This is a genomic window from Janthinobacterium sp. GW821-FHT03C08 (assembly GCF_059420905.1).
Genome location: NZ_JBWKUP010000011.1, coordinates 170,302 through 187,999 on the forward strand (window position 1 = coordinate 170,302; position 17,698 = coordinate 187,999).

The 17,698-nt window shown below is 63.1% G+C and carries 20 protein-coding genes; 14 read left to right on the top strand and 6 right to left on the bottom strand.

Going from position 1 to position 17,698, the window contains the following annotated elements; translation table 11 throughout:
• Positions 1-10: 10 nt before the first annotated feature.
• Positions 11-769: a hypothetical protein gene (locus AC07VL_RS17525; RefSeq protein ID WP_494806963.1), complete on the top strand. Its 759-nt coding sequence runs from the start codon at positions 11-13 to the stop codon at positions 767-769.
• Between the two features lie 133 nt (positions 770-902).
• Here the strand turns inward: AC07VL_RS17525 and trmL are convergent, their stop codons facing one another.
• Together trmL and AC07VL_RS17535 are read right to left on the bottom strand one after the other, a co-directional pair.
• The gene (gene trmL, locus AC07VL_RS17530; RefSeq protein ID WP_290601131.1) at positions 903-1,373 is read right to left on the bottom strand and encodes a tRNA (uridine(34)/cytosine(34)/5-carboxymethylaminomethyluridine(34)-2'-O)-methyltransferase TrmL; all 471 of its coding nucleotides are present in this window, start codon (positions 1,371-1,373) and stop codon (positions 903-905) included.
• 19 nt (positions 1,374-1,392) lie between these two features.
• Positions 1,393-2,172, bottom strand: a complete 780-nt coding sequence (locus tag AC07VL_RS17535; protein ID WP_494806964.1) for a ComF family protein — start codon at positions 2,170-2,172, stop codon at positions 1,393-1,395.
• Positions 2,173-2,256: 84 nt separating this feature from the next.
• Here AC07VL_RS17535 and AC07VL_RS17540 point away from each other — a divergent pair, with 84 nt between their 5' ends.
• From AC07VL_RS17540 to AC07VL_RS17570, 7 genes are all read left to right on the top strand, one after another.
• Positions 2,257-3,153, top strand: a complete 897-nt coding sequence (locus tag AC07VL_RS17540) for a methyltransferase domain-containing protein (protein ID WP_494806965.1) — start codon at positions 2,257-2,259, stop codon at positions 3,151-3,153.
• A 488-nt stretch (positions 3,154-3,641) separates the two neighbouring features.
• Positions 3,642-4,850: a cytochrome c oxidase subunit II gene (gene coxB / locus AC07VL_RS17545; RefSeq protein ID WP_494806966.1), complete on the top strand. Its 1,209-nt coding sequence runs from the start codon at positions 3,642-3,644 to the stop codon at positions 4,848-4,850.
• A 13-nt stretch (positions 4,851-4,863) separates the two neighbouring features.
• Complete coding sequence (gene ctaD / locus AC07VL_RS17550; RefSeq protein ID WP_290601135.1) at positions 4,864-6,462, top strand: cytochrome c oxidase subunit I; 1,599 nt, start codon at positions 4,864-4,866, stop codon at positions 6,460-6,462.
• A gap of 51 nt (positions 6,463-6,513) precedes the next feature.
• Complete coding sequence (locus AC07VL_RS17555; protein ID WP_217635101.1) at positions 6,514-6,621, top strand: cytochrome oxidase small assembly protein; 108 nt, start codon at positions 6,514-6,516, stop codon at positions 6,619-6,621.
• Complete coding sequence (locus AC07VL_RS17560; RefSeq protein ID WP_071653822.1) at positions 6,618-7,190, top strand: cytochrome c oxidase assembly protein; 573 nt, start codon at positions 6,618-6,620, stop codon at positions 7,188-7,190. Before AC07VL_RS17555 ends, AC07VL_RS17560 begins: the two co-directional genes overlap by 4 nt.
• Positions 7,191-7,199: 9 nt before the next feature.
• Positions 7,200-7,406, top strand: a complete 207-nt coding sequence (locus tag AC07VL_RS17565; RefSeq protein WP_494806967.1) for a DUF2970 domain-containing protein — start codon at positions 7,200-7,202, stop codon at positions 7,404-7,406.
• Between the two features lie 65 nt (positions 7,407-7,471).
• Entirely contained in the window at positions 7,472-8,332 is an 861-nt protein-coding gene (locus tag AC07VL_RS17570) for a cytochrome c oxidase subunit 3 (protein WP_494806968.1), read from the top strand.
• Between the two features lie 123 nt (positions 8,333-8,455).
• Here the strand turns inward: AC07VL_RS17570 and AC07VL_RS17575 are convergent, their stop codons facing one another.
• The gene (locus AC07VL_RS17575) at positions 8,456-8,656 is read right to left on the bottom strand and encodes a twin transmembrane helix small protein (RefSeq protein WP_034748996.1); all 201 of its coding nucleotides are present in this window, start codon (positions 8,654-8,656) and stop codon (positions 8,456-8,458) included.
• A gap of 36 nt (positions 8,657-8,692) precedes the next feature.
• Here AC07VL_RS17575 and AC07VL_RS17580 point away from each other — a divergent pair, with 36 nt between their 5' ends.
• From AC07VL_RS17580 to AC07VL_RS17605, 6 genes are read left to right on the top strand one after another with little or no spacing between them, the layout of a single operon-like run.
• The gene (locus AC07VL_RS17580) at positions 8,693-9,451 is read left to right on the top strand and encodes an SURF1 family protein (protein ID WP_494806969.1); all 759 of its coding nucleotides are present in this window, start codon (positions 8,693-8,695) and stop codon (positions 9,449-9,451) included.
• A 4-nt stretch (positions 9,452-9,455) separates the two neighbouring features.
• The gene (locus AC07VL_RS17585; protein WP_494806970.1) at positions 9,456-10,061 is read left to right on the top strand and encodes an SCO family protein; all 606 of its coding nucleotides are present in this window, start codon (positions 9,456-9,458) and stop codon (positions 10,059-10,061) included.
• An 18-nt stretch (positions 10,062-10,079) separates the two neighbouring features.
• Positions 10,080-11,249 (top strand): COX15/CtaA family protein, encoded by a 1,170-nt coding sequence (locus tag AC07VL_RS17590; protein ID WP_494807049.1) that lies wholly within the window; start codon positions 10,080-10,082, stop codon positions 11,247-11,249.
• A complete protein-coding gene (gene cyoE / locus AC07VL_RS17595) occupies positions 11,250-12,149 on the top strand; it encodes a heme o synthase (protein WP_494806971.1) in 900 nt (299 codons plus the stop codon).
• Positions 12,146-12,739 (top strand): SCO family protein, encoded by a 594-nt coding sequence (locus AC07VL_RS17600; protein ID WP_494806972.1) that lies wholly within the window; start codon positions 12,146-12,148, stop codon positions 12,737-12,739. The genes cyoE and AC07VL_RS17600 overlap by 4 nt, the downstream gene beginning before the upstream one ends.
• A gap of 43 nt (positions 12,740-12,782) precedes the next feature.
• The gene (locus AC07VL_RS17605) at positions 12,783-13,862 is read left to right on the top strand and encodes an AI-2E family transporter (RefSeq protein WP_494806973.1); all 1,080 of its coding nucleotides are present in this window, start codon (positions 12,783-12,785) and stop codon (positions 13,860-13,862) included.
• Here AC07VL_RS17605 and AC07VL_RS17610 read toward each other — a convergent pair.
• The 3 genes from AC07VL_RS17610 to nhaR form a co-directional block, all read right to left on the bottom strand.
• Positions 13,859-15,199 carry a hemolysin family protein gene (locus AC07VL_RS17610; protein WP_494806974.1) on the bottom strand — a complete coding sequence of 447 codons (1,341 nt, stop codon included), beginning with the start codon at positions 15,197-15,199 and terminating at the stop codon, positions 13,859-13,861. The genes AC07VL_RS17605 and AC07VL_RS17610 overlap by 4 nt on opposite strands.
• A gap of 120 nt (positions 15,200-15,319) precedes the next feature.
• Positions 15,320-16,654 carry an MFS transporter gene (locus AC07VL_RS17615; protein WP_494806975.1) on the bottom strand — a complete coding sequence of 445 codons (1,335 nt, stop codon included), beginning with the start codon at positions 16,652-16,654 and terminating at the stop codon, positions 15,320-15,322.
• 124 nt (positions 16,655-16,778) lie between these two features.
• Positions 16,779-17,693 carry a transcriptional activator NhaR gene (nhaR, locus tag AC07VL_RS17620; protein ID WP_494806976.1) on the bottom strand — a complete coding sequence of 305 codons (915 nt, stop codon included), beginning with the start codon at positions 17,691-17,693 and terminating at the stop codon, positions 16,779-16,781.
• Positions 17,694-17,698: the final 5 nt, after the last annotated feature.

Here is a 17,698-nt window from a genome sequence, read left to right on the forward strand (position 1 = left end):
GGGAGTAAACATGATGAATCAAACCACCTTGCGCGCGGCTGCCGCGCTGACCATCGCGGCCATGCTGGCCGGCTGCGCCACGGCGCCAGTGAACCCGAACGGCGTGCGCCAGGATTATCCGCAAGGTCCGCAAGGTGGCCAGAACCCGCAGGCTGGCGCGGCGGACGAGGACCCGTGCAGCGTGGGCGCGACGGCGGCTGCCGGCGCGGCCGTGGGCGCCTTGCTCGGTGCCCTCGTCAGCGGCAAGAATGGCGCGCTGAAGGGCGCGGCCATCGGCGGCGGCCTGGCGGCGGCCGGCTGCCTGGCCATCAATGTCAATTCGCGCCAGACCAAGACGGCGGCGCAGGCGGACCGCGACTACATCCGCGCCCGCGGCGCGCTGCCGCGCGAGCCGCAGGTGGTGTCGTACACGCCGCAGCTGAGCGCCTCCACCGTCAAGCGCGGCCAGCCGTTCAAGGTCACGTCCGTCGTGGAACTGGTCAACGGCAGCGCGCAAAGCGTCAACGACGTGCGCGAAGAGCTGGTGGTGCTCGATCCGCAAGGCCAGCCGTTCAAGTCCGGCTCGAAAGCCTTGGCTAGCAGCAACAAGTCGGGCGGCCGCTTTGAAAACTCGTTCGAGCTGACCTTGCCGGCCGGCGTGTCGCAGGGCGTGTACGGCGTCAAGACGAACCTGTACGTGAACGGCAAGCTGTCCGCCACGCGCGACTTGCGTACGCAGCTGGTGATGCTGGACGACACCAGCGGCGCGGCGCAGCTGGCATTGCGGTAAATTGCAGGAGTATCAACATCTCATCGCGTCGTAGCGAGCGGCGATGATTTTTGGCCGGGAAGCGCAGCGCTACAGTAGCGTGAGCATCGCCGGCCGCAAAGCGCGCCGCGCAGCAGGCCGGGTGCGGTGTCAGCTACGCGCCGCCGGCGTAGCCGTGCTGGCGCCACGCTTCATACACGACGACGGCCACCGTATTCGACAGGTTCAGGCTGCGGTTGTCCGGGCGCATGGGCAGGCGGATGCGCTGTTCGGCAGGAAAGCCGTCGCGCAGGGCCGGATCGAGGCCTTTCGTCTCGGAACCGAATACGAACACGTCGCCGGGCAGGAAGGCCACGTCGCCGAACGGGCGCGAGCCGCGCGTGGTCATGGCGAACATGCGCGCCGGGTCCGGCTGCGTGTCGGCCAGGAAGGCGGCCCAGTTCTTGTGCACCTTCATGCTGGCGTAGTCGTGGTAATCGAGGCCGGCGCGCTTCATCTTGGCATCGTCGAGCGGGAAGCCCAGCGGTTCGACCAGGTGCAGCTGCGCGCCCGTGTTCGCGCACAGGCGGATGACGTTGCCCGTATTGGGCGGGATTTCAGGTTCTACCAAGACGACGTGAAACAAAATGCTCTCCTTATATATGTCAGTAATCTAATCTGTCGGTAAGCTGGCGAGGCGGCGTGCGCGCCGCCACCAATATGCTGACCCTGGCCGCGCCGGCGCTCTTGCAGGCCGCCGCCAGCGCGTGGACCGTGTGGCCGCTGCTCATCACGTCGTCGACGATGCCCACGTGGCAGCCGGGCAGCAGCGGCGCATGCTCTGGCGCGATGGCAAACGCCTGCGCCAGGTTGGCTTGCCGTTCCTGCGGCGCGACGCTGCTTTGCGCCCGCGTCTCGCGCACGCGCAGCGCCAGTCGGGGCTGCAAGGGCACGTCCAGCAGGCGCGCCAGCGGGCGGGCAATCTCCAGCGCCTGATTAAAACCCCGTTCGGCCAGCCGGGCCGGGCCCAGCGGCACGGGACACAGCAGTTGCGGCGCATCCCACCCTTGTTGTTGCTGAATGGCAACATGCAGCAGTTCTGCCAGCAGGGGCGCCAGCGCCAGGCGCGCGCCGAATTTCAGCTGCAGCAGCAACTGGTCGACGGGCGCCGCATAATCAAACCCCGTGACGGTGGCGTCATACGCGGGCCGCCGGCGCAGGCAGCGTCCGCACAGCAGCGCCACCTCCGTGTCGGCGAGCGGATTGGCGCACTGGCGGCAGCGCCCACGCCGGTGTCCCAGGTATTGCGCGCGGCAGGGCGGGCACAGCACTTCCGGGCAGCCCATGCCGCACAGCGCGCATTGCGCCGGCAGCACGGCCGCGCCCAGCCACTGGCGCAGCGACTGCCAGGCGGCGTCAAGGCGGTGTCGGGTGGCGGTCCGCATCGCGATGGCGTCGTTCCATGTACACTGCCGACATTATCTCACCTCACCGGTTTCAACATGCCAGTTCCCACCACTCCGCCCAAAATGAGTGCGCCCATCGATGCGGTGCAAGTACGCGATTTCTTTTCCCGTCCCGCGCGCGTCGCGCCGTCGGACTTCCTGCGCCGCGAAGTGTCGGCACGCATGCACGAACGCCTGGAGCTGGTGAAGATCACGCCGCGCCGGGTGCTCGACGCGGGCTGCGGCCCCGGCGCGGACCTGGCGCAGCTGCAAAAGGATTATCCCGCCGCGCAGATTATCGGTCTCGACGCAGCGCAAGCGATGATGCAGGCGGCGCGCGCGCCGGCGTCGAAACTGGCCAGCCTGAACCAGTTCCTCAGCAAATTATTGCCGGCCAAGACAGGCGTGGATTTGTTGTGCGGCGACCTGGGCGACCTGCCGCTGGCGCAGAGCAGCATCGACCTCGTGTGGTCGAACCTGGCCCTGCACTGGCATGCCCAGCCCGACCGCGTATTTGCCGAATGGCGGCGCGCGCTGCGCCTGGACGGCTTGCTGATGTTTTCCTGCTTCGGTCCCGACACCTTCCGCGAAGTGCGCGACGCCTTTGCCGAGGCGGACCTGTACCCGCACGCCCTGCCTTTCGTGGACATGCACGACTTTGGCGACATGCTGGTCGAGACGGGCTTTTCCACGCCCGTGCTGGACATGGAAATCATCACGGTCACGTATGACACGGCGGAAAAGCTGCTGGCGGACGTGCGCGCCTTCGGCGGCAACCCCCTGACGACGCGCCGGCGTGGCTTGATGGGCAAGGCGGCATGGCAGCGCATGCTGGCCGCGCTGGAAAAGATGCGCCGCCCCGACGGCAAGCTGGGCCTGAGTTTCGAAATCATTTATGGGCACGCCTTCCGTCCGGCGCCGCGCGTGACGCGCGATGGCGAGGCCATCATCCGCTTCGACCTGCCGCGCAAGCCCAGATAAAAGCCGCGCAACAGCGGCAAAAAAGCCGAAAGAAACCGACACTTGGTCGCCATGCGCATGTTGATGTTGCAGCAAGCGTTGCAAAGCGCACGGCGGCCAGGGGAAGGGCGCGCACAATGCCGATTATTGCTTGATGGATTCAAGTTTACTTGATTATAATCGTTGATTGTTTTGTCAGCTTGTTAATTATAAAAAACAAGGGCTGCATACAAAATAAAAAAAACAAAGCAAGACTTATTGGAAGTTACTGCATTAGTATAGTAACCATCTTCCACCCGGGGCCATTTCGCCGTGGGGAAGAAAAACAGGGTTCCAGCATGGTTGGGCGCCGCCGTTTTTGGCGCGGCAGCCAGCATGGAATTCGCTGGTGCTTGACGCCCGTGGCCATGTTTTGGCCGCGGTGCTTTCATGGAGGAGCGGCAGCGGTCCAGTACGGAGAAGTCCGCAGCCGTTTAAAATATCATTATTTTTGGGTGGTTGGGGAAAACATGACACATGCAAAGCGACTTCAATCGTTGCTGCTCGGGCTGTCTTTGACAGCGTTTGGCATCGGGCGATGGGCCACGGCGGCACCGGCTGCCAGCACCTATCCCGGCACCGGCGGTCCCGTACCGCTGGAAATGAATCTGCAGCCGCCGGCGACACAGATCGCCCATGAAATCTACGATTTGCACACCCTGATGATGATCATCTGCCTGGTGATCTTCGTGGCCGTGTTCGGCGTCATGTTCTATTCCATCTTGAAGCACCGCAAGTCCCTGGGCCACAAACCGGCTACCTTCCACGAAAGCACCACCGTCGAGATCGCCTGGACCGTCGTGCCTTTCGTGATCGTCATCTGCATGGCCCTGCCTGCCACGCGCACCGTGGTCGGCATGAAGGATACGTCGAACGCCGACATCACCATCAAGGCCACCGGCATGCAGTGGAAGTGGGGCTATGACTACCTGAAAGGCGAGGGCGAAGGCATTTCCTTCCTCTCCAACCTGGCCACGCCGCGCTCGCAAGTGGGCGCGCCCGGCATGCCGCCGACGGAAAAACGCGGTGAAAACTACCTGATCGAAGTCGATAACGAAGTCGTCGTGCCGGTCAATAAAAAGATCCGCATGGTGCTGACGGCCAATGACGTCATCCACGCCTGGTCCGTGCCCGCCTTCGGCGTGAAGCAGGATGCGATTCCCGGTTTCGTGCGCGACACCTGGTTCAAGGCCGACCATATCGGCACCTTCCGCGGCAATTGCGCCGAACTGTGCGGCAAGGAACACGCCTTCATGCCCATCGTCGTCAAGGTCGTCTCCGCCGATGATTACAAGGCCTGGGTTGATGTCAAACAAAAGGAAATGGCCGCATTGGCTGATGATCCAAGCAAGGTGTGGACCATCGACGAGCTGAAGGTCAAGGGCGAGAAAGTGTATGCGGCCAACTGCGTCGTCTGCCACCAGGCGACGGGCAAGGGCGTGCCAGGGGCGTTCGCCGCGCTGGACGGCTCTGCCGTGGTGAATGGTCCGAAGGCGGCACAGATCCATGTCTTGTTGAACGGACAAAAGAGCGGCAAGTTCCCCGCTGAAATGCCGGCGTGGAAACAGCTGTCCGACACGGAAATCGCCGCAGTGATCACTTACACGCGCAATTCGTGGTCGAACAAGGCCGAAGAGAACATCGTTCAACCAGCCGAAATCGTGGCTGCACGCAAGTAATTAGGAGCCGTACATGAGCACTAGCACTAGCACCTTGGACCACGCCGGTCACGATCACGACCACGCCCACGACCACCCGACAGGCCTGCGCCGCTGGCTGTTTGCCACCAACCACAAGGATATCGGCACCCTGTACCTGTGGTTCTCGTTCATCATGCTGCTGTCGGGCGGCGTGCTGGCCCTGATGATACGCACGGAACTGTTCCATCCCGGCCTGCAATTCTTCCACCCAGAATTTTTTAATCAACTGACCACCATGCACGGCCTGGTGATGGTGTTCGGCGCCATCATGCCGGCCTTCGTCGGCTATGCCAACTGGATGATCCCGCTGCAGGTGGGCGCCTCCGACATGGCATTTGCGCGCATGAACAACTTTTCGTTCTGGCTGCTGCCGCCGGCCGCCATCCTGCTGGCCACGTCCTTCCTCGTGCCCGGTGGCGCCACGGCCGCCGGCTGGACCCTGTACGCGCCGCTGTCGACGCAGATGGGCCCCGGCATGGACATGGCGATCTTCGCCATGCACCTGATGGGCGCCTCGTCCATCATGGGCTCGATCAACATCATCGTCACCATCCTCAACATGCGCGCGCCCGGCATGACCCTGATGAAGATGCCGATGTTCTGCTGGACCTGGCTCATTACCGCATATCTGTTGATCGCCGTCATGCCGGTGCTCGCTGGCGCCATTACCATGACCCTGACGGACCGCCATTTCGGCACGTCCTTCTTCAATGCGGCTGGCGGCGGCGACCCCGTCATGTACCAGCACATCTTCTGGTTCTTCGGCCACCCCGAGGTCTACATCATGATCTTGCCGGCCTTCGGCATCGTCTCGCAGATCCTGCCCGCCTTTGCCCGCAAGCCCCTGTTCGGCTATGCCTCGATGGTGTATGCCACGGCGTCCATCGCCATCCTGTCCTTCATCGTCTGGGCGCACCACATGTTTACCACCGGCATGCCGGTGACGAGCCAGCTGTTCTTCATGTACGCGACCATGCTGATCGCCGTGCCGACGGGCGTGAAAGTGTTCAACTGGATCGCCACCATGTGGAAGGGCTCCATGACGTTCGAGACGCCGATGCTGTTCTCGGTGGGCTTCATCTTCGTCTTCACCATGGGTGGTTTTACCGGCCTGATCCTGGCCGTCACGCCGATCGACATCCAGCTGCAGGATACGTATTACGTGGTGGCGCACTTCCACTATGTGCTGGTGGCCGGTTCGCTGTTCGCCCTGTTTGCCGGCTTCTACTACTGGTCGCCGAAATGGACGGGCCATATGTACAACGAGACGCGCGGCAAGATCCACTTCTGGCTGTCCCTGATCACCTTCAACGTGACCTTCTTCCCCATGCACTTCCTGGGCCTGGCCGGCATGCCGCGCCGCTACGCCGACTATCCGGCGCAGTTCACGGACTTCAACATGATCGCTTCCATCGGCGCCTTCGGTTTCGGCCTGATGCAGGTGTACTTCCTGTTCTTCGTAGTCTTGCCGACCATCCGCGGCGGCAAGGCGGCCCCGGCGAAGCCCTGGGAAGGCGCGGAAGGCCTGGAATGGACCGTGCCGAGCCCGGCCCCGTTCCACACGTTTGAAACGCCGCCGACCGTGAAATGAGGTATCCCGGGCCGGCGCGTGCTCCGGCCCGTCTTGAATAAAGTGCCTGCCATGACCGAACGTAAGAAACCGAACAACCTGCGTACCGGGCTGATACTGGCCGCCCTGGCGGCCTTCTTCTTCCTGTCCGTGTTCGCCAAGCGGCTGTGGCTGTCGTGACGACGCCCCACCAACAGGAAACGCGCGGCCTGAACCGCAAGATGCTGGGCAAGCTGCTCGTCATTGCCGTGCTGATGTTCGGCTTTGGCTACGCCCTGATTCCCGTCTACAAGCAGATTTGCGAAGTGATGGGCATCAACGTGCTGACGCAGAAGGATGGCACGGTAGCCTACGACAACAATACCCAGGTCGACACGACGCGCAGCATCACCGTCGAATTCGACGGCAATGCGCAGGGGCCGTGGCGCTTCCGTCCCACCGTATCGAGCATGCAGGTGCATCCGGGCGAGCTGGTCACCGTCATGTACGAAGTGGTCAACACGCAAAACCGCGTGGTGAACGCGCAAGCCATTCCCAGTTACGCACCGCAGAGTGCGACGCCGCATTTCAAGAAAGTCGAGTGTTTCTGCTTCAAGCAGCAGACCTTGAAGGCGCACGAGGCGCGGCAGATGCCGGTGGTGTTCTTCCTCGATCCGGCCCTGCCGAAAGAGGTGAAAACCATCACCCTGTCGTACACGTTTTTCGAGATTGCCGGTCTGAGCCAGGCTCAAACCCCGGCCGTCCAATAGGAGGGCACCATGGGCGAATCCAAGCAGCCTGAAAAAGCGTCGTTCCTGTATTCGCTGCGGGCCGTCGTCTGGTCGTTTACGGGCTTGCGCCGCAAGAGCGATTTCGACACGGATTCGGCCAAGCTCAATCCCGTGCACATCGTCATCGCCGGCTTGCTGGTGGTCGCTTGCCTGATCGGCATCCTGTTGTCCCTGGTCAAATTCGCTGTCTCATGAGTTTTTGCTGCATCGATATCTATAACGTATAAAAACCACCCTACAAGTTTTTTGAGGAGATGATGATGAGTTCCAACCACGCCGCCGCACCCTATTACTTTGTGCCGGGGCCGTCGCGCTGGCCCCTGCTGGGCGGCGCCAGCCTGCTGCTGACCATGGTCGGCGCGTCCGCCTGGGTCAACGACGTCTCCTGGGGACCGTACGCGAACTTCATCGGCATCGCCGGCATCCTGCTGGTGCTGTACTTCTGGTTCGGCGACGCCATCGGCGAGTCGGAACAGGGCCTGTACAGCGAGCGCATCGATCACTCCTTCCGCTGGAGCATGAGCTGGTTCATCTTTTCGGAAGTCATGTTCTTCGCTGCCTTCTTCGGCGCCCTGTTCTATGCGCGCAGCATCTCGATGCCGTGGCTGGCCGACCTCGACCACAAGGTCATCTGGCCCGATTTCGCCGCCCACTGGGGCAATACGGGCCCGGCCGGCACGGTGCAGGAATTCACCACCATGACGCCGTTCTGGATTCCGACCATCAATACGGCCCTGCTGCTGACGTCGGGCGTCACCCTGACCATCTCGCACCACGCGCTGCGTGCCGGCCACCGCGCCATGACGGCCCTGTTCCTGTTCGCCACCATCGTGCTGGGCGCCATCTTCATGGGCTTCCAGGTCTACGAATACATTCATGCCTACAGCGAACTGAACTTGAAATTGACGTCCGGCATCTACGGCGCCACCTTCTTCATGCTGACGGGCTTCCACGGTTTCCACGTGACCCTGGGCGCCATCATGCTGTCCGTCATCCTGTACCGCGTCCTGAAAGGCCACTTCACGCCCGAGCACCACTTCGGCTTCGAAGGCGCCGCCTGGTACTGGCACTTTGTCGACGTCGTGTGGCTGGGCCTGTACGTCGTCGTGTATTGGTTATAATGGCGGGGCAGGGCGCGCGTGCTTGACGCGTGCGCCGGCACCATAAAAAAAGCCGTACCGGGACATCCTGGGTACGGCTTTTTTCTTAGCGTGAAGATTTTGCCAATCAGGCAATGTCGGGTGTTAATGAATTCCAGTGGGCTGAATATAGCCAAGCTTGTGCGCCAGCAGGATCAGCAAAAACAGGGTGATCGACAAGCCCACGCGCAGGGCCAGCGCCTGCACGGTGCGGTTGCTCTTGCCCTTGTCGCGCATGAGGAAGAACAGGGCCGAGCCCAGGCTGCCCAGGATCAGGATGAAGGCGATGGCAACGAGGATTTTCATGGATGGTAGCGCCAGGCTTGAGGAGGTTTCATTGTAATGCGTATCCGCTTCCATTTTAGATGGATTCCGTTTGTTGTAATGCTGCTACTGGTGGCGCTGGGGATTTCTTTGGCGCAATGGCAGCAGCGCCGCGGCGATGAAAAAATCGCCCGCGCCGCCCGGCTGGCGGCAGGCAATGAGGCCGCGCCCCTGGCCTTGACGGCTGAGCCCCTGCTGCCGGCCGATGCGCAAGCCATCGAATATCGCCGCGTCACCGTCACGGGCCATTTCGTGCCCGCCTGGACCGTGTACCTGGACAACCGCCCCTACCAGGGCCAGGCGGGTTTCCACGTGCTCACGCCGTTCCAGATCGACGGCTCGCCCATGCACGTGCTGGTGGCGCAGGGCTGGTTGCCGCGCAACAATGCCGAGCGCACGCGCATCCCCGATTACGCCACGCCGGCCGGCACCGTCACCATCACCGGCATCGCGCGCCTGAATGCGGGCCATGTGATGGAACTGGGCACGGCGCCGCCCCTGGCGCCGCACGCCATCGTGCAAAATGCCGATATCGTCCAGCTGGCCACGGCCAGCGGCCTGGCACTGCAACCCCTGCTCATCGAACAAACAGTTGATCCAGTCGATGCGGCAGCCACGGCGCCAGCGTCCGGCCAGCTTCCCGTGCGCGACTGGCCGGCGCCCGACCTGGGGGCCGACAAGCACCGCGGCTATGCATTCCAGTGGTATGCACTGGCACTGATGGCTTTTTTATTTTTTGTCTTTACAGGATTTCGACGTGCAAACAAACAACCCTGAAGCAATGCAAGACAGCACCGGCAAACAGACGCAGAACAGCGGACGCTGGAAACTGCTGGCCGTCGTGACCGTGTGCGCCTTTCCCATCATCGCCTCGTATTTCACGTATTACATCATCAAGCCCACGGGCCGCAACAATTACGGCGCCCTCATCGACCCCCGTTTGCACCCGATTCCCGAAGAGCAATTGCACGTGACGCAACTGGACGGCAAGGCGTCGCCGCTGGCGCAATTCAAGGGCAAGTGGGTGCTGCTGCAGACGGGGCCGGCCGATTGCCAGGAAGCGTGTAAGAAAAGCCTGTTTGAAATGCAACAGTTGCGCTTGATGCAGGGCAAGGAACGCGAACGCATCGAGCGCGTCTGGCTGGTGACGGATGCGCAGCCGCTCGACACCTTGGTGATGCGCGAATTCGACGGCACCAGCATGCTGCGCGTGAATGGCGACGCCCTGAAGGCATGGCTGCCCGTGGAGCCGGGCGGCAAGGCCGACGACCACCTGTACCTGATCGATCCGCTGGGCAACCTGATGATGCGCTTCCCGAAAGACGCGGACCCGAGCAAGGTCAAGAAAGACATCGCCAAGCTGCTCAAAGCTTCGGCGATCGGTTGAGGAGCACGCATGCCGACGATGCACCTTTCCGCGCTGGCCCAGCTGGGTTTGACGGGCTTGCTGGTGGCGCTGCTGCCCTTGACCATGGTCTGGGTGTCCGCGGACGCCAATAAGTACCGCAAGCTCGTGTGGATCGCCGTCTTTTTGACGGTGGACCTGATCATGTTCGGCGGCTTCACGCGCCTGTCCGATTCCGGCCTGGGCTGCCCTGACTGGCCCGGTTGTTATGGTTCTGCCAATCCTTTCCTTGCGCACGAGCACATCGTGGCGGCCGAGACCATGATGCCGACGGGCCCCGTCACGGTGGTGAAGGCGTGGATCGAGATGACGCACCGCTACCTGGCCATGGCCATCGGCGTCTTGATCGTGGCGATGATGGTGCAGGCGTGGCGCCAGTGGCGCAAACATCGCCGCGAGGAGTTTGCTCCCGCGTTGCCGACGGCGCTGTTCCTGTTCGTCTGCCTGCAGGGCGCGTTCGGCGCCTGGACCGTCACCCTGAAGCTGCAGCCGGTGATCGTCACCATCCACTTGCTGCTGGGCATGGGCTTGCTGGCCATGCTGACGTGGCTGGGCGGACGCCAGGATAACGCCGTCTCTCCCCTGCAACGCGCCGATGCGGCCGCGTCCGTGCTGCGTCCCGTGCGCGCGCTGGCCGTCCTGTCGCTCGTGCTGCTGACAGTGCAGATCGCGCTGGGCGGCTGGGTGAGCACCAACTACGCCACCCTGGCCTGCACGGATTTCCCCCTGTGCGGCGGGAAAGTCATTCCGGAAATGGATTTCGAGCATGGTTTCCACCTGTGGCGCGAACTGGGCAAGACGGCCGCCGGCCATTACCTGCCGTTTTCCGCGCTGACGGCCATCCACTGGGTGCACCGTAACTTCGCCTTCGTCGTGCTGGCCGGCGTCGGCTACACGGTGTGGCGCGCGTGGAAACTGCCATCCCTGCGCGGCACGGCGCGGTGGATTGCCGTGGTGCTGGCCCTGCAGGCGGCCACGGGCCTCGCGACGATTTACCTGAGCTGGCCATTGTCGATTGCCGTCCTGCATAACGGCGGGGCGGCGCTGCTCGTGTTGTTGCTGACCATGTTAAACTACAAGGCTAAATTCCAACTCGATGTAGCGCGGACACCTGCCTCCGCCGCCGCGCCAGTGCCCACGGCACCAGCCAGTTCTTCCCGTATCGCATAAATGACTACTCAGACACTCAGCCGTAAACCTACCCCCCGCATCGCCCAGTATTGGGCGCTGACCAAGCCCCGCGTGACGCAGCTGGCCGTGTTTTGCGCCGTCATCGGCATGTTCCTGGCCAGCGAGGAGTTGCCTGACTGGCACGCGGTGGTGTTCGGCACTGTCGGCATCTGGCTGCTGGCCGGCGCCGCCTTTGCCGTCAACTGCCTGGCCGAGCGCGAAATCGATGCGCGCATGGCCCGCACGGCGCGCCGCCCCATGGCCATGGGCGACATCACGGTGAAACAGACGGTGGTGTTCGCGCTGCTCATCGGCGGCCTGGGCATGGCGATCCTGTACCACCTCGTCAATCCGCTGACCATGTGGCTGACCTTTGTCACCTTCGTCGGCTACGCCCTGATCTACACCATGGTGCTCAAACCGGCCACGCCGCAAAATATCGTCATCGGCGGCCTGTCCGGCGCCATGCCGCCCGCGCTGGGCTGGGCCGCCGTCGCCAACGACGTGCCGATGCAGGCCTGGCTGCTGGTCCTGATCATTTTCGTCTGGACGCCGCCGCACTTCTGGGCGCTGGCCATGTACCGCCGCGACGATTACGCGCGCTCGGGCCTGCCCATGCTGCCCGTCACGCACGGCATGCAATTCACGCAATTCCACGTCTGGCTGTATTCGATCGCGCTGGCCGCCACCACCTTGCTGCCGTACGCCGTGCGCATGAGCGGCCTGATCTACCTGGTCTCGGCCGTCGTGCTCAATGCCGGCTTCCTGTATTACGCGTGGAAGATGTACCGCCACTACACGGACTTGATCGCGCGCAAGGCATTTACGTTTTCCATCATTTACCTGGCCCTGCTGTTCGCGGCATTGCTGGTCGACCACTACATTCCCCTCGGATCATGAAAAAAACCCTGACCCTGTTGCTGGCGGCCGCGCTGGTCGCCGTCCTGGCCGGCTGCGGCAAACCTGCCGCGCCCAAGCTGGAATTCAAGAACACGGACGTGACGGGCCTGGGCTACGCGCGCGAGTTTGCCCTGACGGACCATACGGGCCATCCGCGCACCCTGGCCGACTACAAGGGCAAGCTGGTGCTGATGTTCTTCGGCTACACGCAATGCCCGGACGTCTGTCCCACCACCATGGCCGACATGGCCCAGGTGATGCAGGAAATGGGGCCGCAGGCGGACCAGGTGCAGGTGCTGTTCGTCACCGTCGACCCGGAGCGCGACACGCAGGAGCTGCTGGCGCAATACGTGCCCGCCTTCGACAAGCGTTTCGTGGGCCTGTATGGCAGCCTGGATCAGACGGCCAAGGTGGCCAAGGAATTCAAGGTGTATTACGCCAAGGTCGAGGGCGAGACGGACAGCAGCTACACGGTGGACCACACGGCCGGCACCTATGTGTTCGACCGCGACGGCAAGATCCGCCTGTTCGTGCGCCACGGCGAAAAACCGGCCACCATCGCGCACGATCTTAAACTTCTGCTATCCTGACCCGGTCGCGCCCGCGGGGCGCCATCTTCAGGATCAGCGGTACATGGAAAAACGTTTCGAGCCTTACGCCCGCCTGGCGGCCATCATTTTTCTCCTGATCGGCTGCTTCTTCGTCCTGCGGCCTTTCCTTGCCGCCATGCTGTTTGCCGCCTGCGTGGGCATTTCCAGCTGGCCCCTGTACATCCTCCTGCTCGAACGCCTGAAGGGCCGCCGCAACTGGGCGGCCGCCATCATGACCCTGTCCCTGATCCTGGTCATCGTCCTGCCCCTGGCCCTCGTCACCTACAACCTGGCCGACAACGTGTCGCGCATCTACGAGCAGATCCGCGCCGCGCTGGAAGCGGGCGGCCTGCATCCGCCCGCCTGGCTGGCCAGCATTCCCGTCGTGGGCGAAACCATCGATGGCTACGTGCGGCGCCTGCTGGACGACCGTGAGGAGTTATTGAATTTAGGCAAGACGATGCTGGAGCCGGCGCGCCATTTCCTCGCCTCGGGCGGCATCGTGCTGGGCACGGGCCTGGCGCAGACCAGTCTGGCCGTGTTCGTCAGCTTCTTCCTCTACCGCGACGGCCAGCAGCTGAGTCGCGTGCTGATGACGGGCGCCGGGCGCATCATCGGCGACAGCGCGCCGGGCGTGGCGCTGACCATCAGCCGCACCGTGCGCGGCGTCATGTACGGCTTGCTGGGCACGGCGCTGGCGCAGGCGCTGGTAGCCGTGGTGGGCTTCCTGATCGCCGGCGTGCCGGCCGTGGCGCTGCTGGGCGTGGCCACCTTCCTCTTTTCGCTGATCCCCGTGGGCCCGCCCCTGATCTGGGGCGGCGCCGCCATCTGGCTGTTTTCCGACGGCCAGACGGGCTGGGGCATTTTCATGCTGGTGTGGGGCGCGCTGCTGATCAGCGGCGTGGATAACGTCGTCAAGCCCATGCTGATCAGCCGCGGCAGCAGCCTGCCGTTCCTGCTGGTGCTGCTCGGTGTGCTGGGCGGCGTGCTGGCCTTCGGCTTCGTCGGCATCTTTATCGGGCCGACCCTGCTGGCGGTGCTGTACAGCCTGCTGCAAACGTGGACGGTGGGCGAGACCACCGTGCCGCAGGGCAAAGATACGCTGACCTTGAAGAAAGACTAATCACGTAGATCGGCATCGAGATCGCGTTCCTGCTTGGGGATCACCTTGATGAGCACGATGCGGGGGCCGTTCATCTTCTTGACGACGATGTCGAAGTCGACGAAGGTGATGCGCTGGCCCTGCTTGGGAATGTCGCCCAGCTTGACCATGATCAAGCCGCCCACGGATTCCACGTCGTCCAGCCCCAGTTCCTCGTTTTCGATATCGATGCCGAGGATGCGTTCGAGCGAGAAGATGGGCAGGCTGGCCTTGCCGATCAGGGTGCCGTCGCTCTGCTTGAGCCAGTCGTTTTCATTGCGGCGGAATTCGTCGCGGATTTCGCCGACCATGGCGCCGAGCAAGTTATCCAGGGTGATGAAGCCCAGCGGGCGCTTGCCCTTTTCGCCGATCAGGGCGAAGTGGGGCGCGCCGTCGCGAAAGCGCCGGAACAGTTCCAGCGCGGGCGTGCGCGCGGAAATGATGTCCACGGGACGCAGGAAGGGCGTGAGCGAGGTGATGGGCTTGCCCGCCTGCTGGGCAAAGAACAGGTCCTTCAGGTGCACCACGCCCAGCACGTCGTCGCCGTTGGTGTCGAAATACGGGTAGCGGCTGAAACGGTTGCGCAGCACCGTGTCGAGGTTTTCTTCCAGCGTGCTGGACGCATGCAGGGCGATCACTTCATTGATCGGGCGCATCAGGTCCGACACCGTCATCTGTTCGAAATCAAGCGACTGGGCCAGGATGTTGCGCTCATCGCGCGTAAACTTTTCGCCGGGCTGGCTGGTGCGCAGGATCAGTTTCAGTTCTTCGGACGAATAATGGGCATCGTGGCCGCCCTTGCCGGACAGGCCCGCCAGGCGCAGCACCCAGTTGGCGCTGGCGTTGAGCAGGTAGATGGCCGGGTACATGGTCCAGTAAAAGCCGTACAGGGGAATCGCGCTCCACAGGCCGACGGCTTCCGGGTTGCGGATGGCCATCGATTTGGGCGCCAGTTCGCCGACGACGATGTGCAGGAAGGAAATGACGCTGAAGGCGACGACGAAGGACACGCCGTGGATCAGCTCTTGCGAGGTGATGCCGACGGCGCCGAACAGCGGCTCGAGCAGTCCGGCAAACGCCGGTTCGCCGACCCAGCCCAGGCCCAACGACGCCAGGGTGATGCCCAGCTGGCAGGCGGACAGGTAGGCGTCCAGCTGGCCATGCACCTTGGCCAGGATGCGGCCCCGCAGCCCTTGCGTCTTGGCGATGGCGCGGATGCGCGTGCGCCGCAAGGTGACGATGCCAAACTCGGCGGCAACAAAAAAACCGTTCAGCGCGACCAGGAAGAGGGCGAGCAGGACTAGCAAGACATTGTGCATGGGGGCGCAAAAGATGGGCTGTAAAAACGACATCTTAAACGACGAAGGCCGGCATAGCCTAATTTAGCCGCGCGCGCCGCCCGTGCAGGCGGGCGCGCGCGGCCGGATTTTCCCGCTATTTCAGCCTTTGGCCGCCGTTTGCGGCCCGCCGCGCATGGCAAACACCATGGCGGCCGAGACCACCGCCGGGATGGCGACGACGAGGAAGATCGTGCTGTTGGGCCAGTTCAGGCGTATCAGCTCGCCACCGAGCACGGGGCCGATGATGGAGCCGATGCGGCCCACGCCCAGGCTCCAGCCTATGCCCGTCGAGCGCAGGGTGGTGGGGTAGTAGCTGGCCGCCAGGGCATTGACGGCCGGCTGGCCGCCCACCACGCAGAAACCGGCGATGAAGATGGTGATGAAGAGGAAGGCCAGCGACACGTCGGGACGGCCGATCAGGGCAATGGCCACGGCGGCGACCAGGAAGCACGGCAGTAGGATGCGGCGGAAGCTGGAGCGGTCGATCAGCTGGCCCATGACGAGGGTGCCGATGGTGCCGCCCACTTGCAGGGCCGTGCCGGCCAGCACGGCGTTGGCCGTCGACAGGCCCGCTTCCTTGGCAATCGTCGGCAGCCAGTTGGACAGGAAATACAGGTTCAGCAAGTTCATGAAGTTGATGACCCACAACAAAATCGTCATCTTGGCGCGGCCGCCCGTAAACAATTGCAGCACGGGCGCGCCCTTGTGTTCCTTTTCATGCACGACGTAGTGCGTGTCGGCCGTGATGTTGACGGTGGGATCGATGCGTTTGAGCCACTGGGCAACTTTCTCCAGCTTGCGTTGCTTGAGTACCAGGAATTGCATGGATTCCGGCAGCAGGAAGAACATCAGCACGCCGATCACCAGCGGCACCATGCCGCCCACGTAAAACACGGATTGCCAGCCGAAGGCGGGAATCAGCGCGGCCGACAACAAGCCACCGAGCACGGCGCCCAGGGTAAAGCCGCAGGACACCAGCATCATCAGGGTGACTTTCTTGCGCAGGGGGCTGTATTCGCCCGCCAGCGCCATGGCGTTCGGCATCACGGCGCCCAGGCCCAGTCCGGTAATGAAGCGTATCAGCTGCAATTGTTCGATGCTCGTTGCCAGGGGCGTGACCAGCATGCACAGGGCGAAGAAGATGGTCGAGCCGATCAGCACGGGGCGGCGGCCGAACTTGTCGGCCGTGATGCTGAAGACGAGGGAGCCGACCAGCATGCCCAAGAGGCCCGCGCCGAACACGGGGCCCAGGTTGGCCTTGCTTACATGCCAGTCGGCAATGATGGCGGGCGCCACATAGCCCATCGCCTGCACGTCGAAGCCATCCATGATGACGCACAGCCCGCACAGGATCAGCATGCCGATCTGGAAGGAGCCGATCCGGTTGTTATTGATGAGATCGGGAATATCGATCGTCTTGCCTGCCGTGGACATGGTGCCGCTCCTGTCTTTTTATGGTGGTCGCCCCCTGCCGGCGAGGGAAGGGCGCGCGTTTGTCTCAGGCTTCATTACAATCGCTTTTGATTGATTATTCAAACGTTATTTTCGAATGGATTTATCAGCTTTCCTTGTGAATCTTCGGCGGGCCCTGGATGGCCGCCAGGATCACGTCCAGCGCCGGGTGCATGATCTTGCGCTCGTTCGAGATGACGTAAAACTGTTCGCGCAGGGATGAGGCGTCGCCCACCAGCACGGCGCCGAACTGCTCCTCGATGTCGGCCGCCAGGCTGGCCGGGGCGAAGAACAGGCCCAGGCCCTTGCGGCCGAAGGCGTTGAGCATGGCGTTGTCCTCGAATTCGCCCACCACGTCGGGGCGCACGCCTTGCTGCACCATCCATTCGTCGATGCGTCCGCGCAGGGCGTTATTGCGCGCCGGCAGCAAAAATGGCGCGCCGCTGAGGCGATGGGGGAAATCGTCGCGGTAGCGTTCGGCCAGCGCGGGGATGGCGAACAGCTTCATGGCGCTTTCTCCCCATAAATGGCTGGACACGCGCAGGCTGGCGCCGGCCGGCACGGCGCGGTCCGTCAAGACCAGGTCCAGCTTGTGCAGGGCCAGGTCGGCCAGCAGGGACTCGAATTCATCTTCCAGGCACACCAGTTTCACGGGCCGCTCCAGGCTGCGCGTGGCGTCGAGCATGCGGTAGGCCATCAGTTTCGGCAGGGAATCGGAAATGCCCACCGTCAGGCGCATCTTTTCCGCGTCGGCGTCGGCCAGCGCATCCTGCATCTGCTCGCCCAAGAGAAAAATCTGGTCGGCATAGCCGAGCGCCAGGCGGCCCGCTTCCGTCGGCACGAGGCGCCGTCCCTGCGGCTGCAGCAGCGACTTGCCCAGCTCCTTTTCCAGCAGGGCCAGCTGGGTGCTGATGGTTTGCACGGCCAGGCCCAGCCGTTCGGCCGCGCGCGTCACGCCGCCTTCCTTGGCGACGACCCAAAAAAAGTATAAATGGCGGTAATTGAAACCCGTGGTTTTCATCGCGA

Coding starts and splice junctions, on each gene's coding strand:
- AC07VL_RS17525 (WP_494806963.1), top strand. CDS start 11: ATGATGAATCAAACCACCTTGCGCGCGGCTGCCGCGCTGACCATCGCG.
- AC07VL_RS17535 (WP_494806964.1), bottom strand. CDS start 2,172: ATGCGGACCGCCACCCGACACCGCCTTGACGCCGCCTGGCAGTCGCTG.
- AC07VL_RS17540 (WP_494806965.1), top strand. CDS start 2,257: ATGAGTGCGCCCATCGATGCGGTGCAAGTACGCGATTTCTTTTCCCGT.
- coxB (WP_494806966.1), top strand. CDS start 3,642: ATGACACATGCAAAGCGACTTCAATCGTTGCTGCTCGGGCTGTCTTTG.
- ctaD (WP_290601135.1), top strand. CDS start 4,864: ATGAGCACTAGCACTAGCACCTTGGACCACGCCGGTCACGATCACGAC.
- AC07VL_RS17555 (WP_217635101.1), top strand. CDS start 6,514: ATGACCGAACGTAAGAAACCGAACAACCTGCGTACCGGGCTGATACTG.
- AC07VL_RS17565 (WP_494806967.1), top strand. CDS start 7,200: ATGGGCGAATCCAAGCAGCCTGAAAAAGCGTCGTTCCTGTATTCGCTG.
- AC07VL_RS17570 (WP_494806968.1), top strand. CDS start 7,472: ATGAGTTCCAACCACGCCGCCGCACCCTATTACTTTGTGCCGGGGCCG.
- AC07VL_RS17575 (WP_034748996.1), bottom strand. CDS start 8,656: ATGAAAATCCTCGTTGCCATCGCCTTCATCCTGATCCTGGGCAGCCTG.
- AC07VL_RS17580 (WP_494806969.1), top strand. CDS start 8,693: ATGCGTATCCGCTTCCATTTTAGATGGATTCCGTTTGTTGTAATGCTG.
- AC07VL_RS17585 (WP_494806970.1), top strand. CDS start 9,456: ATGCAAGACAGCACCGGCAAACAGACGCAGAACAGCGGACGCTGGAAA.
- AC07VL_RS17590 (WP_494807049.1), top strand. CDS start 10,080: ATGCACCTTTCCGCGCTGGCCCAGCTGGGTTTGACGGGCTTGCTGGTG.
- cyoE (WP_494806971.1), top strand. CDS start 11,250: ATGACTACTCAGACACTCAGCCGTAAACCTACCCCCCGCATCGCCCAG.
- AC07VL_RS17600 (WP_494806972.1), top strand. CDS start 12,146: ATGAAAAAAACCCTGACCCTGTTGCTGGCGGCCGCGCTGGTCGCCGTC.
- AC07VL_RS17605 (WP_494806973.1), top strand. CDS start 12,783: ATGGAAAAACGTTTCGAGCCTTACGCCCGCCTGGCGGCCATCATTTTT.
- AC07VL_RS17610 (WP_494806974.1), bottom strand. CDS start 15,199: ATGCACAATGTCTTGCTAGTCCTGCTCGCCCTCTTCCTGGTCGCGCTG.
- AC07VL_RS17615 (WP_494806975.1), bottom strand. CDS start 16,654: ATGTCCACGGCAGGCAAGACGATCGATATTCCCGATCTCATCAATAAC.
- nhaR (WP_494806976.1), bottom strand. CDS start 17,693: ATGAAAACCACGGGTTTCAATTACCGCCATTTATACTTTTTTTGGGTC.